A 19,697-nucleotide genomic window follows, 5' to 3' on the forward strand; every position below is an offset into this window, starting at 1 on the left:
TTCGGCTGTCGTGGCGCCGGCGCGCTGGCCCCGATCCTTCTGCTCCTGCCGAACCCATTTGCGTAGCGTCTCCGGCGTGCAGCCGACTTTCGCCGCGATCGAGCTGATGGCCGCCCATTCCGATTCGTACTCCCGCAGGTGGTCCAACACCATCCGCACGGCGCGTGCGCGCATCTCCGCCGAGTATTTCGGTTGGGCCTTCTTTTTTACATTGCTTTCAGGTTTTAAGGTTTCCATGACCCCATTCTCTCAAAGGTTGAGGTCTCCGAAAAACCCGGGCCGATTCAGTCGATGAGTCCGGGAGTTCGGACAACTTTGATGCCCGATCATGGCTCCTCGACTGGCTTCATTCACCAGTTCCGGCTCTCGGTGGGCAATGTCCAGCTGACTTCGTTCACACGCCTGCGGGCATCGATCTCGTTTCGAGACTGCTCGCGAGCGCACAATCCGGAGCTTATTGGTAAGTCGACCAGACAGCCTGACAGCACAGCCCAGTTCTATTTAGGACGCCAGGATTGATTTACCCTCGACAGTCCTACCCCTCGTACCCAGAAGGCGCGGACTGGAAATATGGGATCGAGCAGTGTTCCTCCGATCACGTCGTAGGCCTCTTCAACGTCGACCGAATTCGGCTCCCGCCGCTTTGCGGGAATTCGAACTCACCATTCGAGTTGACCCGTTATCGGCCTGCGATAGGGTGTCGATGCCGGCGATGCACCGCTTCTCATTGCGGCCACGATATCCGCTTTACTGTCAATTGGGGCCCCCCCAATTGGCTTCGTGCATGCCTGTCCCCGAGCGCCGCCGCCGCTTGCTGGCGAAATCATCCGTCACAGCCATCGTCGACCGTCGCTGATCGCTCGCCTAAGTTGCCGAGCAATGTATCGTATAACCCATTTTATACAATAAAATCATGGCCTTAGTTTGACTGCGCGATATTCTTCGCGCTATCGTCGCATCTTCATGCGCTCGCATAAAAGTACTGTGATGAGCGCCGTGATACGCGACGCTACACTGCGCGTGCAAAACCCATTTCAATCGGACCCCTTACTGATTTGGAGGAAATCCAGCATGGAAGGTTGATCGCGTGCGGAAACACAAAGGGCCCAGCCGTTGGAGCGGCTGAGCCCTTCGAAAAAACGGTGCATCCATGAAGGTGGATAGGCACATTCTAGCGGCCGACAGCACGCTGTCAAGGCTACTGGACGTGTTTTTTCTCGTCGTTTCCGCCCCCATTTATTTCATCGAGCCCCTCGCCAGCCACATCGGCTGACGGGGTGGGGCTGTGCATCCTCTCGGCAGGAGGCTTACATGCTCAATGACGACGAACTACAAGCGCTATTTGACGAACTAGGTACACCCGCTCAGGGACAGAAGGCAATTCGCTGGATCCGCGCCAACTCTCCGGTTCGCAGGACAGATGGTGGGAGCATCAGCAATTCGGTGAGGTACTGCAGTTTCAAGATGGGAACAACGGTGGACTGCGAGGCGTACCACACCGAATACGCAGCCGCGGTGACGTGGGATCACGACACTGAAACCATCGAATTCTATGGACAACCCTACCACCTAACCATCGTACAAACCGCGCCGACCGGACGCCGGTCCAGCTTTCAGTATGTCCCTGATTTTTTGCGCGTCACTCGCACCGGCTTCCAGTTTGTCGAATGCAAGCTTGAGGAAGAGCTGGTCAAACTAGCAAGAGAAAAACCTCACATGTTCACGGTCGGTCAGTCCGGCGAGTGGCGCCGGATTGCGGCCGAGCAGGCAGCCGCCGAACTTGGCGCGACCTTCGTTATCCGTTCATCGCGCGAAAACGTATGGGCGCTCATCGAAAACCTTGAGTTTTTGCGCGACTACAAAGCGTGGAAGCCCCAGAACGACGCGGCGCAAATTGCCCGCCTCCACGAACGCATCGCGCGTCGTCCGTGGAGCACTATAGCGTCAGTACTCGATGACCTCCCTGATATTGCCGACACGTTGTACTCCGAAATCTCATGTGGGCGGGTTGTGTTCGATTTGCCCAGCGATCGCCTAACGAATCCGCAGGAAGCGTTGGTTTTCCGCGATCAATATGCAGCCGTCGCGTACCGCTCATTCGCCAAATCCGAAACTGCATCGCCCAGTCAATCGGTCACGCTCTCGATCAGCCCCGGCGCTCGCTTCCAGTGGGACGGACGGCTTTGGGAAGTCCTGAACCGTGGGGATTCATCGATCGCATGTCGCAGCATCGATGAGACGCCAGGCTGCTACTCAAACTTCATTGAGCTTACCCCTGCCGTTCTCGACGAACTTGCTCAGCAGGGAAAGATCATCCCTGTCGTCGACAAACCCCTGGCTGATCTGCGAGACGCGTTAGCGATTCTCGAGCGCGTCAGTGTTCAAAAGCTGGAAATCGCAGTCGAACGTTATCGCGTCCTATTCGAGCCCAACGCTGCCACCACACTGGCTCATCGCACGCCCCGCACACAGAGATACTGGCTCGCAGCGTATCGAGAAGCAGAACTCCATTACGGGTACGGATTCATTGGCTTAGTTCCTAACGTCGAGCAATGCCAGGGCAACCGCTGTCGCAAAATTGCGCCACCAGTCATCGACATCATGCAGCACGTATATCAGGACAAGTGGACGAAGCCACAACGGAAAACAATGACTGCAATGTACGGCCTGGTCATAAGCCGATGCACGGAGCAGGGATTTCGACCGCCGAGTCGCAAAACATTCGCGGCCGAAATCAAGAAGCTCAAGAATCCCAAAGATGTAGTCAAGCGACTCGGCTCCCGCGTGGCCTATGAGTTGGAACCCATCATCCCGTATTGGTGGATTGAGCCAACAACACCGCCACACGGGACGCACCCCTTCCACATTGCTCACATCGATCATACCCCGCTGCCAATAAGAGTTCGGGCGCGACTTAATGGCCGTGTTCTGAAATCAATCTGGCTGACGTTGATGGTGTGCACATTCACACGGCGAATATTGGCGTACTACCTCACGTTCGATCCGCCCTCCTATCGTTCATGCATGATGGTGATCCGAGAGTGTGTCAGGCGACATGGGAGGGTCTCTCAGTTCCTTGTCGTAGACAGAGGACCGGAGTTTGAATCAATCTACTTCGAACAGCTCGTCGCCAACCTCAAGTGCCACAAGAAGCGGCGGAAAACCGCCCGTCCCCACGATGGGTCCGTGATCGAATCACTATTCGGTACAACCGAAGAAGCGTTCGTTCACAACCTGCTTGGTAACACACAGGCAGAAAGCCAATATAGAAAAGTTACCAAGGAAACATCTCCGTCGCGCCTGGCGATCTGGACTTACGAAACGCTCAGTCGAGAGTTCGAGCGATACCTCAACACGGTGTACGACCGAAATCATCACACTGCGCTCGGGTGTAGCCCGCTCGAAGCGTACAACGCAGGCATCGCGCTAACTGGGCGTCGACATCACGTTCGAATCGTATTCAATGAGGCGTTCCTGTTGATGTCCATGCCGTCGACAGCCAAGGGGACCGCCAAAGTGACAGTTCGCGGAATCAAGGTCAACTACTGCTATTACTCATCGCCAGCACTGCGAATCCTCTCGGCAATCGGCGAACGGGTGCCTGTTCGGTTCGATCCTTTCAACATGGGCATCGCCTATGCATACATCGAGAACAAGTGGCACGAATGCCACTCCGAGCACTACGTCGTGTTCCGCGGACGCTCACAGCGCGAAGTCCAACTGGCCAGCGAACGGTTACGCGAAAAATTTCGCCTCGCCGGGACCCAAGAATCCGTCAATGCTCAGCGCTTGGCCGATTTCCTTACTACCGCAGAAGCTGAGGAAGCTCTCGCGCTTCAACGGCTTCATCAACTCGAAATGGAGTCCGCCGTGTCCACGGTAACTCAGGACGTTCTATCGGAATCCGCATCGACGGACAAAGTAGTTGACCTTGGCACCGACGAATACATCCCCTACCAGCCCAAGATCCTGGAGGAATTCTGATGTTTACATTCCCAGAAGACTCTCCCCAGTACGCCGCCTTGCTGAAATTCCAGTCAAGACGCGTAATGCATCTTCGGCTGAAGGAAGCACTCGCTTCACTCGGCGATGTTGGCAACCCGTCCCGCGCCGATTCGTTCATGGCCCTTGTGGGTCCGTCCGGTGTCGGCAAGTCGGTCGCGGTCGAAGAGTTCATCAAGCGTATCAACATGTCATATGCAACCGAACTGGAATCGGATCCATCGTTTGTGCCAGCCATATTGGTCCGCCTTCCAGCCCCAATCCGCGGAGATTTCAACTGGAAAGATGCGTTTGTCCGAACGCTTGAGCGATTCAACGAGCCCCTTATTCGACGAAAAGTCATCCAACGAATGCTGGTCGAGCTCGACGGGGAGGTCATCGGCAATCTTCCTTCACTGGTTGCGGAAGAACTGAGGCGTGCCCTAAGAAGCTGCGTCATCCACCGAGGAGCCAAAATCATCGCGTTCGACGAAGCGAGCCATCTGTTCATTGTCCGCTCGAGGTCGCAGCTCTCACTTCAATTGCAGCTAGTCAAGTCTCTCAAAAACGACATCGAAATCCCGATGATTCTAGCCGCCACCTATGAGCTCATCAAACCGGAAAACTTCGATTCACAACTGCTCAGGCGCTCAGATGTTGTTCATTTCAGGCGATACACGGCCGAGGATCTGCTGAGCGGCAACTCATACGGCAACTCATTCCGCGACGCCATACACACGATGCTTCACGCACTCCCAGTCGAATGGGACCAGAGCTTGATGAATCATGCCGATTATTTTCTCATGCGCTCAGTTGGATGTGTAGGCGTCCTTAAAACATGGTTGCAGCGAGCACTGGAGCGAGCCCTGCATCACAATCTCCCGGTTGATGGAACGCTGCTCGAGGCAACGGCCTTCTCTAACTACAAGCTGATGACAATGTTGAAGGAGGCAGTGGCTGGAGAGGCGCTGCTCAAGGACATCAAGGAAGACGATCTTGCCCGGGAGCTTGGCTTCGATTACATCCCCACAACTTCATCTCGCAAACCGAGCACCTCCTCGGAGTCACGTCGCCTTGTTAAGAAGCGCCGACCGGGAACAAGGAAGCCCGGTCGAGATCCCATTGGAGGTGAATCAAATGACCTCTGATGACGACCTTTGGCAAGCATCGAATTGGCAAATGCCGGAACGAAGTCGCCTCTATCGGATCGCTCCACTGGGTAGAGATTCCATCATGCGGGAGGCATTGCATAGCGTGTTGATCCGCCTCGCCCTGGCCCACACAGTAAGCCCGCTTGTTCTGATGAGTCGCGAGATCGTTCCGGAGACAAGGATTCGACATACCAAGCATAGTTCAAGCTTCACGGAGTCTCACTTGAAGACCATGAACGGAGTGGGTAAGTATGCAGCGGAGCTCACCCGAAAACTGGAAAACTTGACAAGCCAGCGACAGCTAAGCGAATGCTCCTTCATGCTGTGGTCCGGCCTACTCGACCCGCGAGCACTGGGGTTACTGTCTACGCATCCGAGATGGTGCCCACTGTGCTTCCTCGAATGGCGTGACGCGGGACACGAACCCTATTTGCCGTTGATCTGGCAAGCCGCCCCGATTTTGGTTTGCCCAGTCCACAGCATGGCGCTGCAGTATGAATGCCCTACCTGCCGGCGGGTGCAGCCATTTGTGCCACGCCATGCCCATGTTGACTTTTGTTCTCGGTGTGGCAGTTGGCTTGCGGCAAGCCATAAGGAGCTTCGGGGGATCGCCAAAGCAAGCCGCCTCAGCCCACAGCAGCGGTACAACATCGACGCCATCGGCGAGATGATTCTGCGAGGCCCGGAAATCAGTGAGCTGCTCACGGCACAGCATCTGCAGACTCGCATTGCCGAGATGGCCGATCGCCACTTCGACGGAACCGTCGCGAACATCGAGAGAGCCCTCGGATTCACAAAGAGAGTCATTAGCCAATGGCGTTATCGAGATGTGAAGCCGTCACTGCCGGCCTTCCTTCTAATGACACGAGGGTTATGCACTACGCCCGTTGCGTTGCTGCGGGATGGTCTCGACGAATCGTTTTCAGCACCTCCGCAACGACAATTCCGGAAACCTACACGCCGCACCTTAGATCTGTCAGTTAGGCAGCGCAACGCTTTGACTGAGGCGCTCCGAACCATCATCGCCAAAGGGTACTCCGAGCACCCAATGAAAGACGTCGCAGAGAAATTGGGTTACAAGTATACGTACCTTCGATACTGGTTCGAGGACGAGTGCCGACAGATCTCACTACTCCACCGACAATGGGTTCTGGTTCAACGCCTGGAGAAGGAAAAACACGACGCCGAGCTTGCAACGCAACTCGTCCGGACTCTGTATTCAACTCAGGCACATGTTACTCGGCGCCATACCGAAAAGTGTTTGAAGGAAGTTGGTTTATCGCTCGCCAACCCGGTTGTACGCGAAGCGGCAAACCGTGTGAAGGTCGACCATTTTTCTGCCAGTCGACCAATTCAGCATAGCGGTCCGAACGAGGCATTCGCCTCTGTCGAACACTGGTCCGAAGGTCCACCTCCGCCAGACTGAAGCAGCGTCGTGAGCTGGTTAAGAGCGTTATAGGTCACCGTCTGCGTCGTCGTGCTGGGTCGATAGCGTCGATGGCGCGTCACATAACTCGCAACCCGTTGAGCGTCAAATACCCGGACAACCCCTGCCTGACCTCGTATATCGCCGACGTGGCAAAAGAGAGGGGCACCGAGCGGCACGTCGGCGATGTACGAATAGGGCGCCTGATTCTACCCATGAGGGTGCTACCATGCATAGCGCACAAGGGTATCGTTATGAGCGAAGCCACCTTTACGTTTCTGGTCGATGACGCCCTGAAAACTGCGTTCTCGGCTGCGGCGAAGGCTCATGACCGAACAGATGCGCAGCTCTTGCGCGACTTCGTGCGGGACTACGTAAAGCAGCAACAAGAAGCGATCGAATATGACGCATGGCTGCGCGCCAAGGTCGAGCGGTCGCGAGTCTCAGCCGACGTGGGCAATTTGGTGCCGGCTGCCGAAATCGACACTGAGTTCGCAGCGCGTCGGGCAGCAACACGTCGCCGGCTAAACGCAGCGAAGTAATGGATCCGTTCTGGACGCCAGAGGCACAAGACCGCGCAAACATACTACATCGAAGCAGGCGCCCCAGTGGCGGCACTAGACCTTGATGAGGTGATCGAGGAAAAGACCTGTTGCTGGTCGATCATCCGAGCCTAAGTCGGCCGGACGTTCCGTCGCGAAATCTCCCGCGATTGGCACGCCACGTCTGAGCTGCAGTGAACTGATCATGTTGCAGATCATTCGGTCAATCCTACAGACAAGGTGCTTCGATGACCATCGCGTCCCTAATCGTTAAGACATGATCTATCAGTCAGCGTCAGATGAGGTCTGAGATTGCTTCGCCGTCACTTCATCAAGGGCCGTGATCAACCCATCGCAGCCTTCCTCCGCCTGCGTGTAACCGGCCGCTGCATAATGAGCAGAAGTCACTCACTGGTAATTTTCTCGACTAGGTATGGCCTACTTTTCCTCTGCTTGCACTGCGCTCCACGTGGCATCAGCCTCGTCAATCACGTGCCGCAATTCTGCGTCGGCAAGGTCCGTGTAGTGCGACGCAGTCACTACTGCTTGGCACAAGATGCAGATCGCTACATTCAGCAGACCCGCAGTTAGTTCTTCGGGCGCTTCAAAGTGGTAGCGGAGTTCAAAGCGGCTCGCGTGGCGCGCCAGCAACGTGGTTAGTTGATTGTGTGTGAACGAGCAAAAGACGCGGTAAGCCACGTATGTGGGAAAAATGTTTGCTTGTTTAAATCGTTGATACACGTCGAGCTTGCCGTAGCCCTTGGTTTCAAGTTCTTCGCGTACTGGCTCTGCGTCTGCTTTCCACTTAGCCAACGTCTTCTGTGCCTCGGCGTTATCCTGCATTTCCGGATTTGCAGCATACTCCGTGAACAAGACTACATCGGCACGAGCGTTGTCGTACCGGATCTGGTCGACAAACGCGGGATCTTTGACAAGATTCAAGAGGTTCGCATATCCCTCTAACATGGAGCGCACCATAACCGGTGCATGAGATGAGAAGCCCCCCTTTATCAGGTGCAACGTTGCTGCAAACTGTTCAGCGATAGTCAGACACAGCGTCGCAGCAACGCGATGTTCGCCGGCATCTTGTACGTTCGCCCGCAGGAGAAGCGCATCCAGCTTTTGCTTTATATCGTCTGCGGCCGCAAGCATTGCCGGTATGTTCGCCATGCTTTCCTCCATCAGGGACGAGTGCCCATTCAGCGTCGAATGTACACCACCTTTTCATCATTCAGGACGGCTTTCCAAGTGACCCTTAATGGCCGGCAGCTCCCTCCGACAATCGGCCACAATTGACCGGACAGCGAACGTCGAACAGTCTCGGTCGGGCCGCTGGCAAACTCGGGCCCCCAGCACCGCGACGGTCAGCAACTTCATCTCAAGACGCCTGGTGCCGGATCCGTTCGATGATTTGCTTGGTGCTCGCATCGGCTATGGACGTGGCGCATGTCCACGCGGGTCCGGTAGGCGATCACCATTTTGGCTCGAGCGTAAGAATATGGCCTTCATACGTGCCGTCGTCTTTGCCGGTGATGCGCACATGGATCTTCGACAGAAACGTGGCCGGAGTTGCGAGCCACTTCAGCACCGCCAGTTTTTCGTCCCCACCCGGGATGTCGTTTCCAGTGTCTTGTGCCGTCAGTAGATCTTGCAACATACCGGCGGCGAGATCGGGCACACTCAGCAGATCGTCAAGATACCCCTTCTCCAAAAATGATTTTCCGAACCCGAGAACGTCGAACCCGTGCGTCATGTACATCGCGCCGATGCTTCCGAATAATTTTTGCGTGTCGGCAAATGATCGTTCATTGGCATCTTCGTTGATTTGGTCTGTATCGCTATACCAGAGCAGGCGCTGTTGGTCATACGTTAACGCCGCCGTGAACGCCGCGAGAATATGCAGCACGCGCAAGACCTTCTCGCCAACGTGGCCAGCCCATTTTCCGAACCCACCCTCTTCAAGCTGCTTTGCAATCGATGTGTGTGCCTCACGTTTGGTCATCCCGAAGACTGAACCAATCCTCTTGTCGATTGCCACAGTGACGATGGCGCCATGGATGAGGGTATCGATCAATTCGAGGTACTTGGGCAGCGCGCGGCTCCGCGGCCCGTATTTGAGGTCTTTGTATTTGAACTCACTGTAGGGATCGTGAATGTTGTGCTTCTGCCGCAGCGCCTGCATGCACGTCTGGAAAGGGCCGTTCTTGTCGAGAGCGACGAACAGGAACGAATACGTGCTGTAACACGCATTTTCATGCTCACCACCGTAGTCGGACATGACCGCGATCTTGTTGTCGTCGGAAAAGTCGGGGAGTTCAGGGATTGACTCGAGCACCCCGGCCAGCACGTGGCAAAAATAGTGATATTCAGGCTTGATACCTGGCAGTTTGAAAGGGCCGCATTTGCGGATTTTTTGCTGTAACGGCCCGATGAGCTTGGCCCGAGCCCGACCGATCTGCATCCAGAGAGTATTCTTCTTGAAAGGAGCTTCCATGGCTTTTCCGGTGGATACTCTTATATTTCGACTCTTGCGGGCGCAGACCTGCCGCAGCTTGAAAGGTCGCATCGCGCATGCGCATCGTACAAAACCGCTATCAAACAAAAGCGGCCGTCGGTCGAGGGCTGATGAATGCCAAAATGTGAACTGAGTCAGACGATCTGACGCTGTCTGTTTGGTCTAGTCCGGCCTTATACACCTACTCGTTCCGCCTTCTGCTCGCATCGAATTCACCCGATATAACATCGCGAATCTCCGGCGTCACCACGCTGACCTACAGTACCGCTCAGCCGGACATCCTACTTCACATTGTTCGGGCCTCCCAAGCGCTCAACGTCTTTACGCAACTCTTCCGCACATGTATTCGTGCGCTGGCATTTGTTGACCGGAACCCATGGGCCGTCAGGCATCTTCTTGTCTAGCCAATACAATGACACGATCCCTGCGTAATAGCTCCCCGGCACACCGGTAAATGCAATCTGCTCACCGTCCTTTGGGATCCCGTCGTATATCGTTACGGCAGTCCCACTCTCGGGAGTGAGCGTGACCAACGTCCTACCGGACGCTCGGCATGAAATACCTACGATCGCATTGGTATAAGAATCTCGCTCGCCATCCCCATATGCCTTCTTGATGGAAACGCCACCCGGGCGCTTGCAACGCTCCGGCCAGAGAGTAACGCTCACGCCTTCGGCCGATCGTCCTCTGTCAACATTCGGAGGTATGTAAAACATCAAACCGACCCCGATAAGTTTGTCGTTGGCCATCGGGGATACGCGGTCCTGAGTCCATGCCCATGCGTTGGCCAAGCCGGGCTTGATAAAAGTGGTTAGCGCATCGTTGTAGGTTGCAGCCAGGACGCCGCCAGTCGAGGCCACAATGGCGACCACGGCCTTACTCGACATCTCTCTCCACCAAGCGCGTTTGGGCTGAATCTCAGTTGCCGGATCTTCATGGCTCACGCTCCTTTTTGTTCGAGGCATAGAATTCCCTCTTCGGTTGCGATCTGGTCAACAATCACATCAGAAGCTGTCCGCAGATCGCGCGTCTCGCTCTAGTCCGAGCAACGCCGACAGTTTGATCGCACGAAACCGCTCACGCAGCCGGTACGACTGCAGCTTGCACCCCAGGTATCCCCCAGAAGCCGCCTGAGCGCACCAATTTCCACCAACTCGCGGGCGGCCAGCATTGCTTGCCGGGGCGACAGTCCTGCACGATCGGCCAGATCGCCGATCGACAATGGCCGCCATACTGTAAAGCTGAGCAATGGGGCTGCCAACAGGGCCACCTTAAACGTAGCGTCGGACGCACCGCTCCGGCTCACTTCGGTCAGGAAGGCCTGCTCTAGCGGGGACAGTTGGCGAGGGAACTGCTTTCGAGATCGATTCGCGATCGCATCTTCATTGAATCCTCTTTATTGAATCTGCTACCTATCCGGTGGATCGGGCGCACCGCCGCAGCCTCATTGTCAGACCTTGCCAAGCTGGCTACCTGGCAGCGGTGACTGCTTTTCCGAGGCCACGAATCGGCACAGGCGGTCCCACGCTTCCTGATAACGGTACTTCGGCGCATAGCTGATCAAGCGGTCAAAACCGTGCAGCACCTGCTCAATCGCCGACATGATCTCGTCCGGCAGTTGCCAACCGAGTCCCAGAGCCGCTGCTTCGATGCTGGTTTCCAGCGACGACTCCACGTCGAGCAACGTGGCGACATCCGTCACCGGTTCAGTTCTTTCGGACAAGAACCATGTCATGTAGAGCACGCGCAGCAGCGAGACCATCGCGTCCTTGTTCCCTTGGCCCGACTTGAGCACGGCCAGCATCAGATGATTTTCCAACGAGAGTTTGCGTACCGCGCTCGCCGACATCGGCAACAGCATCTCCTTGGTCAGCGGCGGGCGGCCTCGGCTTTTTCGCGACATAATGTGTGGGCACGCAGTCGTGTTTCGAAGTTCAGTGACTCAATCCATTATGATCGGGCTACAGCGCGCCAGCATGCGTCTGCAACTCCTGCGCGATGAACGCCGCAGCCGTTTGGTTGTACGCGTAAGGTGTCCCTGCAACCAAGCTCAGGCCCGTGGCCTGATTTGCGCCGGTGTAGTTCGCCGGATAAACGCTGCCGCCCAGTTGCGCGTAGGCCGGTGCCGGCGCGCCGGTCATGCCGGTCAGATAAGTCGCGTCGCCGAGCGTCGCGATCGTACCGCCGTACTGCTGCTGTAGTTGCGCGAGTGTTTGACTGATCGGATTGCCCGATTGCACCGTCAGCAACGGCTGCAGCGCGGTCACCTGCGTCGTATAGCGAACCGAGCCGGCCGGCATCGCCGAGGCATCCGCTGCGAGCGTGTGTGCGACGCCACCGTTCGCGTCGACCGCGACGGCAGACACGGCCTGGCCCGACACATCCGTCGATGTCAGTGTCGCCTGCAGAATCGCCGGTGAACCGCCCACCCCGTACTTAAAGGCGTTCGCACTTTGCTGATCAATCTGGATGTCGTTGCCAAGACCCAGCGTGCTGTAATCGCCTTGCGTGGTCACGAGCGTCATGCGCGTCGTCGTCATACTGTACTGGCCGATCACGTTGCTCGTCTGCTCGCTGAACACCGAACTCGACGCGCTTGTCGTATAGAGCTGCGCTTTCGCGACGCCCGTGTATTGTGACGACGCGTTCAAGCTGCTGGCGAAACTGAAGTAACCGCTGCCACCCGATTGCAGGAATACGCTCGAGACGACACCACCGTTCGTCGCGGACGAGCCCGAACCTGACGAGCCGGTATTTGACGAAGGCGCCGGCCCGTTGCCTGTGTCACCGCCGCCACCACATCCGGTGAGCACGAGCTCTGCGAGCACCAAAGCGACGACGAGGAGATTTTGCTTGGAATGAAACATCGTCTTGTCCTCCGATGGTGTTCAGTACTGGTACGTCAATTGGAAACCCACGGTCGCACGGGCCGTCGGGTAGTGCGCAGGGGCATACAGTGGTGTGCCGATGAATAGGTCGTAGCTGAGAGCCCCTGCGACGCCCGATTTGCCGCCGCGCACACCGAGCGCGATCCCGGCCAACTGGTTGCCGAGCAACGCGGCGACGCTCGGACCCCACACATGACCGTAGTCGAGACCGAGGTACACCGCCTGACCGGTCGCGCCGATCGGCAGCTCAAGATCGTTGCGCCAATAGAAACCCTTCTCGGCTGATAACAGGTATTCACCGTCGAAACCGCGTACGCTATAAAAACTTCCCAGTGACAGGTCGTCGATATAGAACAGGTGATCGGGCGTGTACTGGCCGTGAAACGTACTCGCATAACGCAGCGGCACCGATCCGATCTGGAACGGCATCGACAGCGACGCATCGAACACGGCCATCTTGTACAGGTATGTCTGGTCGAACTGCGCGCCCGTGAACGGATCGTGAAGTTCTCCCTGCGCGCCGAACCATGGCACGCCTTGCCGATACGCGAGCGTCGCGTCCAGCTGTGCCTGCCCGAGATACTGGCGACGGACGAGCCCCAGTTCGACGAATGTATTGTTGCGGTGCTGGCCCGAGATTTCGGTGTCTTCGATGAAGCTTCGGCCGAAGCGGCGCGAAAGCTGCACTTCGACGCTTGTCTTGCTGAACTGATCCCGATACAGCAGGCGGTCGGCGCGCAACGAGAGCGTTCGTGTCTGACCGCTCGCCAGGAACGTCTGGTTCGCGCCGGCGATGTGCTGAAAATAGTTGCTCGTATTACCTGATAGCGAGAAGGTCCAGTTGCCCCACGGGACTGAGTAGTACGCGTTGAACCCGTGTGTGCCCATGTTCTTGTCGGTGAACAGCATGTCGTTCGACACACCGACACTGAACAGGTCATTCAGACCCAGTGGATTGTCGTAGCCGAAAGTCGCAGAACCTTGTAGCTTGCCCGTCTCATGCGTACCGGAGTTATCGAGGCCGAGTACAAATTTCCAGGGCCGCGATCGTTTGACTGCAATGACGACGTCGCTTTCTCCGACCTGCGCCGCCGGCTCGATCTTCATGTCGGCGTCTTGGCTCGGCACGCGCTTCATCTGCTCGAGGCCTTGTTCAAGATCGCGCAGGTTCAGCAGGTCGCCGGCGCGATTCGGGAATGCCGATTTCCACGTGCCGCGCGTCGCCGGATCGGCGAAGCGAATGTCGTGCACCGTGCCGGGCAGCAGTTCGAAGCGCAGCATGCCCGTGGAGAGGTCTTGGTCGGGGACCAGCACGCGGGTCGTGATGTAACCTCGCGACAGAATCTGTGCGAGCACGCCCTTGCGAAGCAGTTCGACACCATGCTGGCCAGCGCATTGTCCGACATAGCGATTCAGCCACCGGCGCGCGAACGCAAACCGGTCGGACTGAGAGGTCGGATCGTTAAGTGCCCGCACTGCGGACGGCAAGGACGCCGGCACATTCAGCTCGACGCGCTGAAGCGCGAAACACGGTGTCTCGCTCGGCAGCGTGTCTGGAATCGCTTCTTCCTTCTGCTGCAGCCGCACCGACGGCGCGCTCAACGCGCGCTCGCGCTCTTGCGCCTGCTCACGCTGCTGCTGCAGTTGTTCTTGAACGGCACCGGCGCGATTGACAGGGGCTCCAGCACCTTCAAGAGCGGTCTGGGCAAAGCATGCAAACGGCAACATCAGGCCAGCATAGGCCAACGGCCAAAGAGTCAAGCGTGTGGTCATTTTTGTTAGAGATCCTTCCCGGTTCGGCGCATTTCGACTTGTTCGAGCTCTCGCGTTACCAGCAAATGCTCGATAGATGTCGTTGGACAGACTTCCAAAGCCGTACTGAATAGATGTTCGGCAATTTTTTCGAAATGGTGCGCAACGTACGACTCACCAATCGACGTCAGTGCCTCGCATTGTCGATCCTTGAGCTTGGCGGGATCGCCAGTTGCCGCCGCTGCCCTCAACTGCGTTTCGTTTATCTCGCCGAGCGCGAACTGGATCAGTGGATAAGGCCATTCGTTTCGGCCCAGCTTGTCCTTGGCGCTCTCCAAGGCATCACGGTCGTCGACGTTAAGGCGTTTCGCCGCCATGTGTCTCCACAAAAGCGCATACGCGATGTCCGGACCATCGCTGGTACTACGTTTGAGGGAGAGCCACCTATCCGCGTCGCGAATCACCGCCTCGAATTCGCTCTGATAAAACCAGAATTGCATGCGCAAATGCAGGAGACCTGGGTCGTCAGGCGCGATACGACTTGCGGCTTGATATTCAGTGAGCGCGTCACCGTCGCGCCCCATTGTCGTTAACACATCTGCGCGGAATATATGCGCCTCAACCGAGTCGGGGGCAATGCGTAGGATCTCGCTGTATTCGTCGAGGGACGCTTGATGCTGCCCGGCATTTTCCAGCTCCAATGCAAGTGGCCAACGGGCGTCAAGTTTCTCGGGTGCAAGCTGAACCGCAGTTGCGAAATCCACCAGTGCCTTGCCGATATTGCCCTCGTGCCGGTAGGCAATACCGCGCATCCGGTAAATGTCAGCTCGTTGGGGCGCGAGATAAATCGATCGAGAAAAGGCCGAAATCGCCTGTTCGTTCTTGCCTGCCAACGTGTAGGAAATCCCCGCAAGATTGTAGAGAACCGGATTCGTTGAAACTTTACGTGCTACTCCAAGGTAAGCGTCCCCCGCCTTTCCATGCTCTTCTGCCGTACTCCATGCGTCCGCTCGGCGTATGAGAGCCGACACCTCATCGCGCTCGCGCGCTCGTGCTTGTTCGAGTTCCCGTTGCGTTTTATCTTGAACCGTTCCCACCCGACTCGCGGCACGATCAAGGGACGTCGTTTGAGCGAGACAAGCTAAAGGCAACATCAACGCAGTGCATGCCAGCTTAGATAGTGTCGTGCGTGTAATCATTTTCTTGTTATGGCGGCTTGAAATTAAAGCTGCGGCGCCAAGTGCCCTTTGATCCAAACCCACTGCATCCCGTCCCAGTGCCAATACCCACCGATCCAAACGAAACCTGGCAGATGCGTGGGCTGGGGTTCGTCCAGCGGCGCGGGTTTTGGCGGAGCACCAGGTGGCGCTGTTTCGCATCCGCTCAAGATGATCACAACGCAGCAGCAGACAAACGCACGGTAGGCCGTATTCCAACGAAAATTGCACGCGAGATTGACCCAACTTCCCTCACGTGGACTAGCAATCTCCGAAGCTGAGTGACGGGTTCTGGTCATAGATCGAGGTTTCGATGAATACGTCCGTTTCAACGGGTCGGCAACAGGCTTTCGTCAAAGGTGGACGTTGCTTCCCGATGGATGATGGTCTGCGCGTCGAATGGACGTCACGTCGGCGCGCTTCGCGAAGTCTGCCCAATCACAACTGAGCTGAAGTCCGTGTCCTCAATCGACTACGTACTCAAGAAAACGCCCGCAACCAACGCAGCCAATCCGGCGTACCATGCCCGCATCAAGGCACGCCCGGCCGAGTGTCGTTTGGCGTAGACCAAAACATAGAAGGGCATGATGAAACACATGATTCCGGTAACCGGGTTGCCTGTAAAAGCATGTATCCCGATCAAGATCTGGGAAAGCAAAACCACCGCCATGCCCCCAATGATCAGAATCGTTCCGAGTGAATGTGCCATCTTAGTAACCGCTTTTCAGCGCCTCCAACGAAACAATTCGATCGAACTCTGGCCAGTCTTCGCGCACGCGCGCAAGCGTGCCACGCACGTATTCGTCCGGAACATACGGCGCTTGCGGTTCGGGTAGCCGGTCAAATGGCGCTTCCATCAATGGGTGATCGAGCACCGGATTTTGCAAGCCAATCAGTTCGCGCAAGCGAAACAGGAACAGAATTTCGACGGGAGTACGGGGAAATTCCGAACAGTCGTATTGCTTGTTTTCGCTGTCCCGCTTCGACTCGTGGGTGTGCCGATCGCAAGCGGCCAGCAGCCACGGTGTCAGCACATCGGGATCAGGATTACGCCACCGCTCGAGAATGCCCTCATAGATAGGTTCGTCGGTGGCAAACGGCGGCCACGTATGGTTCACGTCGCCACGCCAGTCTGCAAAGAGTCGCAGCATGAACGCATGAAGACGACGATGGTGCTGCTCATACGACAGCTGCAACTGGTAGGTTCGATTTAGCACCGCGTGGGTGAGATACCCCTGATAGATGCCTTCATCAATTCGACCAAGAACGAAGTACATCGCCATCATTTCCGACGTGAGCTCCCAGCTCATCATGCGCAACGGCCGCGGATGATCTGCAAACACCGTTCGGAACTTAATATGCCAAAAAAAATCGAGCCGAACGCCCACGTCAACATAACCCAGAGCATCAACCGCAGCGAGCTCCCAAAGCTCTCCCTTCAGGGCCTGTGCCATGGCCTTACGAAACCTCCGAATACCCACCCCGATATACGAGCCGCCAGGGGGAATTCTGTTCGTATTCGTTATATCGGCACGCGCGTTGTATTCAATCGCCTTCTCAAACGGCCACGGTGTGGCCTTCTCGAACCAATTGATCACCGCCTTGCGGCTAATCCAGCGGGGCGCAATACCCAACGGGGAGAGATTGCTCAATTCAGTCATACGTTCAATTTGTCCATGGCTTGATGGAAATCTGCGTCGCACCAGTGGCGCCTGGCGCTGGCACACCGACCTGAACCTGGATACCTTTGACTTGATAGCCGTCGAGGAGTGCATCTCGAATGCTTTGCGCCAAAGCCCCATTGCTACCTGGTTGAGCCGACCATGCGCCCGTCTGGTTCTGAGAGGCACCCACCCAGGTTTCCAGTTTCGTCAATGGATCACCTTGCGCCGACGCGGCGGCACCGACGCCGTTCTGCGACGATTTTACTTCGGCAACCCAAATGGTCTTGCTACCTGAGTCGATCGCCACGCCGTCTGCGCCGTGGCCGCTATTGTTCTGCAACGCCTTGAACGACAGATTGGTCTCGTTTTTCAGCGCCTGCAATCCGATGGATTCGCCGAGCGTTCCATCCTGGATACCTACCGTATGCGTCACGATCGGGCCGTCCAGCGTCTGTCCGAACAGATTGTTGACGGGCTTGACCGGTGCCGCAGCGCTCGGCTTCGATACGGCCGCAGCAACGGTCTCCGCCGTGTCGCCAAAAATCGCACCGAGCGCACCGGCTACGACCTTGCCCGCCATATTCCCCAGCACGACCGTTTCGAGAGGATAGGCGGGTGTGGCGGCACCATTCGGCGTGCCTGCCTGCTGAACGAGATCGTTCGTGAATGCCGACAACTGCTGATTAGTCGGACCGTTCGGCGCGGCGTAGTACTGGGACCCGACACCAGCCGACGACGGCGTCTCGCCGATTGCCAGACCGGTTTTCGTACCGCCCGGCGTGCCGAACAGCGACGAGTCGTTGAATTGCGAACCTGTCGCCTGGAATGTCTTGAGCACACCGTCGTCGGCGACGATCGGCCCACCAGCACCGGTGATCGTCTGGCCCGACATCCCCTTGATGATCTGCTGGGCGGTCGTCAAGTTCTGCTGGAACGTCAGCAGCGCCTGATAGTTGCCGGACGCTTGAGCGGCCTGCGTAAGTTGCGCGATGGTCTGATTCAGTTGCTGCTGGCCCTGTGCGTCAACGTCCGCGTTGGCGACCAGCGTCAGCATATCGGTCCAGTACTGCGCGATCTTCGCCTGGTCGGCTGCCGTTTTCCCTTGCGACGTCGCAATTGTATTGGCCGCACTCGAGATCAGCTTCCGCTCGTCGGGGTGCAGTTGTCGGTTGTAGACATCATTGTTCGCGGCGGCACCCGCACCGGCAATCGCGCCTTGCGAACCGCCTCCAGCAAGAGCGCCACCGGCCGCACCACCTGCCGTCGCGACCACACTGTTCAGGATCGTACGTGCGGCGTCCTGCGCACCCGCCGGCAGCGACGCCACCGCCTGATCGATGATCGGTGCGGCGAGCGCCTGCAATGCATCGCCCGCGATCGACCCGCCAACCGCACCGGCGACGTTCCCGCCGGACAACGCAGCACCGATCGCGGCGACCGCTGCATGAAGCGCATCCCGGCCAGCGCCGCCTTCACCGAACAACGCCTTCAACTGCGGGTTGTTGCTGTTGTTCACCAACTGCGTTGTCGCTTCGGCTACAGCGAACGTCGCTGTTTTCCCGAACGTCTGCGCAAAGGCGAGGTTGTTCTGCACATCCTGCAGATTGAAGGTGTTCTGGACGGTCTGATTCGCGTTCGCCGTATCGCGTGACAGACCGGCCGTGCTGTCCTTGCCGGTCTGCTGGTCCGATTTCACCGTGATGGTCGCCGGACTCACCGCCGCGGACGTTGTGCCGCTCGCGTTGTCCCCAGTCTGCGACAACTGCGGGCCACCGGTTACGCCAATCGGGCCTCCCGTACCGACCGAAACACCGGTCGACGAGCCCGAATACGACATCACGTTCTGGATGTTCGTGTATCCCAGGCTGCCGGTCGTCAGGCTGTTTTTGTCCGCCGGCGCCGCGCTTGCGATTTCGGCGCCGTTGAGTTGAGTGTGCCCGGCGACATTCACGTCGAAACCGCCGCTGCCCGCGACGATTCCCGTCTGCTGATTGACGGACGCGTAGTTGCTGTTGATCTTCGTCTGGTTTGCCGACAGGCTTCCCGAGAAACCGCCAGCGCCAAACGTGTAGCTGGCCCCGCCGCCGATACTGTTCTGCTTGGAATCGTAAGTCGACGTGTCTTGCAGACTCGTCATCGTCAGATTGCCGCCGACATCGGCCTTCACCGTATCGCCCGAAACCTGCGCGCCCGACAACGTCGTGTCACCACCTGACTTGATCGTCAGGTTTTTACTGGCGGTCACGGTCGTGTTGTCCTGCGTCACACTCGAACCATTGCCGTTACCGTGGGACGCTGAGCCACCGGCAAAGACGCTAATGCCGGCGCCGCCCTTGCTATTCACGCCAATCCCGACACCTGCGTTCCAGCCACTCGAACTGTTCGAGCTCGTGTCCTGTTCCGTGCTTTGCGCAGCCTGCAGCGTGATGTTGTTATTGGCGTCGAGCGACACGTTCTTGCCCTGAACCGTCGCGCCGGTCATCACTGAATCGCCCCGGGTTCATCGGAGACCGATTTGTTTGAGTCAGGCCGCCTTGGCGACGTCCTCAAACTGCCGATAG

The 19,697-nt window shown here is 57.2% G+C and carries 14 protein-coding genes and 2 pseudogenes; 5 read left to right on the forward strand and 11 right to left on the reverse strand.

Annotated features, from left to right (window positions below):
* On the reverse strand, nucleotides 1–237 hold a 237-nt coding region (locus WS68_RS09110; RefSeq protein WP_156429362.1), incomplete at its 3' end, for a transposase.
* 98 nt (nucleotides 238–335) lie between these two features.
* Here WS68_RS09110 and WS68_RS29250 point away from each other — a divergent pair.
* The 5 genes and pseudogenes from WS68_RS29250 to WS68_RS09130 form a co-directional block, all read left to right on the forward strand.
* Nucleotides 336–464: pseudogene (locus WS68_RS29250) on the forward strand (antitoxin Xre/MbcA/ParS toxin-binding domain-containing protein); the annotation flags it as partial.
* A gap of 847 nt (nucleotides 465–1,311) precedes the next feature.
* Nucleotides 1,312–3,984: a Mu transposase C-terminal domain-containing protein gene (locus WS68_RS09115; protein WP_082709902.1), complete on the forward strand. Its 2,673-nt coding sequence runs from the start codon at nucleotides 1,312–1,314 to the stop codon at nucleotides 3,982–3,984.
* The gene (locus WS68_RS09120; protein WP_059570488.1) at nucleotides 3,984–5,129 is read left to right on the forward strand and encodes a TniB family NTP-binding protein; all 1,146 of its coding nucleotides are present in this window, start codon (nucleotides 3,984–3,986) and stop codon (nucleotides 5,127–5,129) included. Before WS68_RS09115 ends, WS68_RS09120 begins: the two co-directional genes overlap by 1 nt.
* Nucleotides 5,130–5,214: 85 nt before the next feature.
* Complete coding sequence (locus WS68_RS09125; protein WP_059570489.1) at nucleotides 5,215–6,558, forward strand: TniQ family protein; 1,344 nt, start codon at nucleotides 5,215–5,217, stop codon at nucleotides 6,556–6,558.
* A gap of 254 nt (nucleotides 6,559–6,812) precedes the next feature.
* Nucleotides 6,813–7,100: a CopG family ribbon-helix-helix protein gene (locus tag WS68_RS09130; RefSeq protein WP_059570497.1), complete on the forward strand. Its 288-nt coding sequence runs from the start codon at nucleotides 6,813–6,815 to the stop codon at nucleotides 7,098–7,100.
* A gap of 438 nt (nucleotides 7,101–7,538) precedes the next feature.
* On the opposite strand, the gene WS68_RS09135 is transcribed toward WS68_RS09130, so the two are convergent.
* The 10 genes and pseudogenes from WS68_RS09135 to WS68_RS29570 form a co-directional block, all read right to left on the reverse strand.
* Nucleotides 7,539–8,270 (reverse strand): DUF5677 domain-containing protein, encoded by a 732-nt coding sequence (locus WS68_RS09135; RefSeq protein ID WP_156429424.1) that lies wholly within the window; start codon nucleotides 8,268–8,270, stop codon nucleotides 7,539–7,541.
* Nucleotides 8,271–8,571: 301 nt separating this feature from the next.
* Nucleotides 8,572–9,594: a hypothetical protein gene (locus WS68_RS09140; RefSeq protein ID WP_197419564.1), complete on the reverse strand. Its 1,023-nt coding sequence runs from the start codon at nucleotides 9,592–9,594 to the stop codon at nucleotides 8,572–8,574.
* A 302-nt stretch (nucleotides 9,595–9,896) separates the two neighbouring features.
* A complete protein-coding gene (locus WS68_RS09145; RefSeq protein WP_197419565.1) occupies nucleotides 9,897–10,559 on the reverse strand; it encodes a hypothetical protein in 663 nt (220 codons plus the stop codon).
* A 506-nt stretch (nucleotides 10,560–11,065) separates the two neighbouring features.
* Nucleotides 11,066–11,476 carry a hypothetical protein gene (locus tag WS68_RS09150; protein WP_156429425.1) on the reverse strand — a complete coding sequence of 137 codons (411 nt, stop codon included), beginning with the start codon at nucleotides 11,474–11,476 and terminating at the stop codon, nucleotides 11,066–11,068.
* A gap of 100 nt (nucleotides 11,477–11,576) precedes the next feature.
* Nucleotides 11,577–12,482 (reverse strand): hypothetical protein, encoded by a 906-nt coding sequence (locus WS68_RS09155; RefSeq protein WP_059570492.1) that lies wholly within the window; start codon nucleotides 12,480–12,482, stop codon nucleotides 11,577–11,579.
* A gap of 21 nt (nucleotides 12,483–12,503) precedes the next feature.
* On the reverse strand, nucleotides 12,504–14,276 hold the full coding sequence (locus WS68_RS09160) for a ShlB/FhaC/HecB family hemolysin secretion/activation protein (RefSeq protein WP_059570493.1): 1,773 nt from the start codon (nucleotides 14,274–14,276) through the stop codon (nucleotides 12,504–12,506).
* A gap of 5 nt (nucleotides 14,277–14,281) precedes the next feature.
* Entirely contained in the window at nucleotides 14,282–15,517 is a 1,236-nt protein-coding gene (locus tag WS68_RS09165) for a tetratricopeptide repeat protein (protein ID WP_156429426.1), read from the reverse strand.
* Nucleotides 15,478–15,771 carry a YXWGXW repeat-containing protein gene (locus WS68_RS29565; protein WP_082709906.1) on the reverse strand — a complete coding sequence of 98 codons (294 nt, stop codon included), beginning with the start codon at nucleotides 15,769–15,771 and terminating at the stop codon, nucleotides 15,478–15,480. Before WS68_RS29565 ends, WS68_RS09165 begins: the two co-directional genes overlap by 40 nt.
* Before the next feature lie 411 nt (nucleotides 15,772–16,182).
* Nucleotides 16,183–17,133 carry a hypothetical protein gene (locus WS68_RS27465; protein WP_156429427.1) on the reverse strand — a complete coding sequence of 317 codons (951 nt, stop codon included), beginning with the start codon at nucleotides 17,131–17,133 and terminating at the stop codon, nucleotides 16,183–16,185.
* 1,075 nt (nucleotides 17,134–18,208) lie between these two features.
* Nucleotides 18,209–19,630 (reverse strand): annotated as a pseudogene (locus WS68_RS29570) (hemagglutinin repeat-containing protein); the annotation flags it as partial.
* Between the last annotated feature and the right edge of the window lie 67 nt (nucleotides 19,631–19,697).

It is taken from the genome of Burkholderia sp. TSV86, assembly GCF_001522865.1.
Lineage (GTDB): Bacteria > Pseudomonadota > Gammaproteobacteria > Burkholderiales > Burkholderiaceae > Burkholderia.

Bases quoted from the DNA above. Each gene is read 5' to 3' on its own strand.
- WS68_RS09115 (WP_082709902.1), top strand. From the start codon at position 1,312: ATGCTCAATGACGACGAACTACAAGCGCTATTTGACGAACTAGGTACA.
- WS68_RS09120 (WP_059570488.1), top strand. From the start codon at position 3,984: ATGTTTACATTCCCAGAAGACTCTCCCCAGTACGCCGCCTTGCTGAAA.
- WS68_RS09125 (WP_059570489.1), top strand. From the start codon at position 5,215: ATGCGGGAGGCATTGCATAGCGTGTTGATCCGCCTCGCCCTGGCCCAC.
- WS68_RS09130 (WP_059570497.1), top strand. From the start codon at position 6,813: ATGAGCGAAGCCACCTTTACGTTTCTGGTCGATGACGCCCTGAAAACT.
- WS68_RS09135 (WP_156429424.1), bottom strand. From the start codon at position 8,270: ATGGCGAACATACCGGCAATGCTTGCGGCCGCAGACGATATAAAGCAA.
- WS68_RS09140 (WP_197419564.1), bottom strand. From the start codon at position 9,594: ATGGAAGCTCCTTTCAAGAAGAATACTCTCTGGATGCAGATCGGTCGG.
- WS68_RS09150 (WP_156429425.1), bottom strand. From the start codon at position 11,476: ATGCTGTTGCCGATGTCGGCGAGCGCGGTACGCAAACTCTCGTTGGAA.
- WS68_RS09155 (WP_059570492.1), bottom strand. From the start codon at position 12,482: ATGTTTCATTCCAAGCAAAATCTCCTCGTCGTCGCTTTGGTGCTCGCA.
- WS68_RS09160 (WP_059570493.1), bottom strand. From the start codon at position 14,276: ATGACCACACGCTTGACTCTTTGGCCGTTGGCCTATGCTGGCCTGATG.
- WS68_RS29565 (WP_082709906.1), bottom strand. From the start codon at position 15,771: ATGACCAGAACCCGTCACTCAGCTTCGGAGATTGCTAGTCCACGTGAG.
- WS68_RS27465 (WP_156429427.1), bottom strand. From the start codon at position 17,133: ATGACTGAATTGAGCAATCTCTCCCCGTTGGGTATTGCGCCCCGCTGG.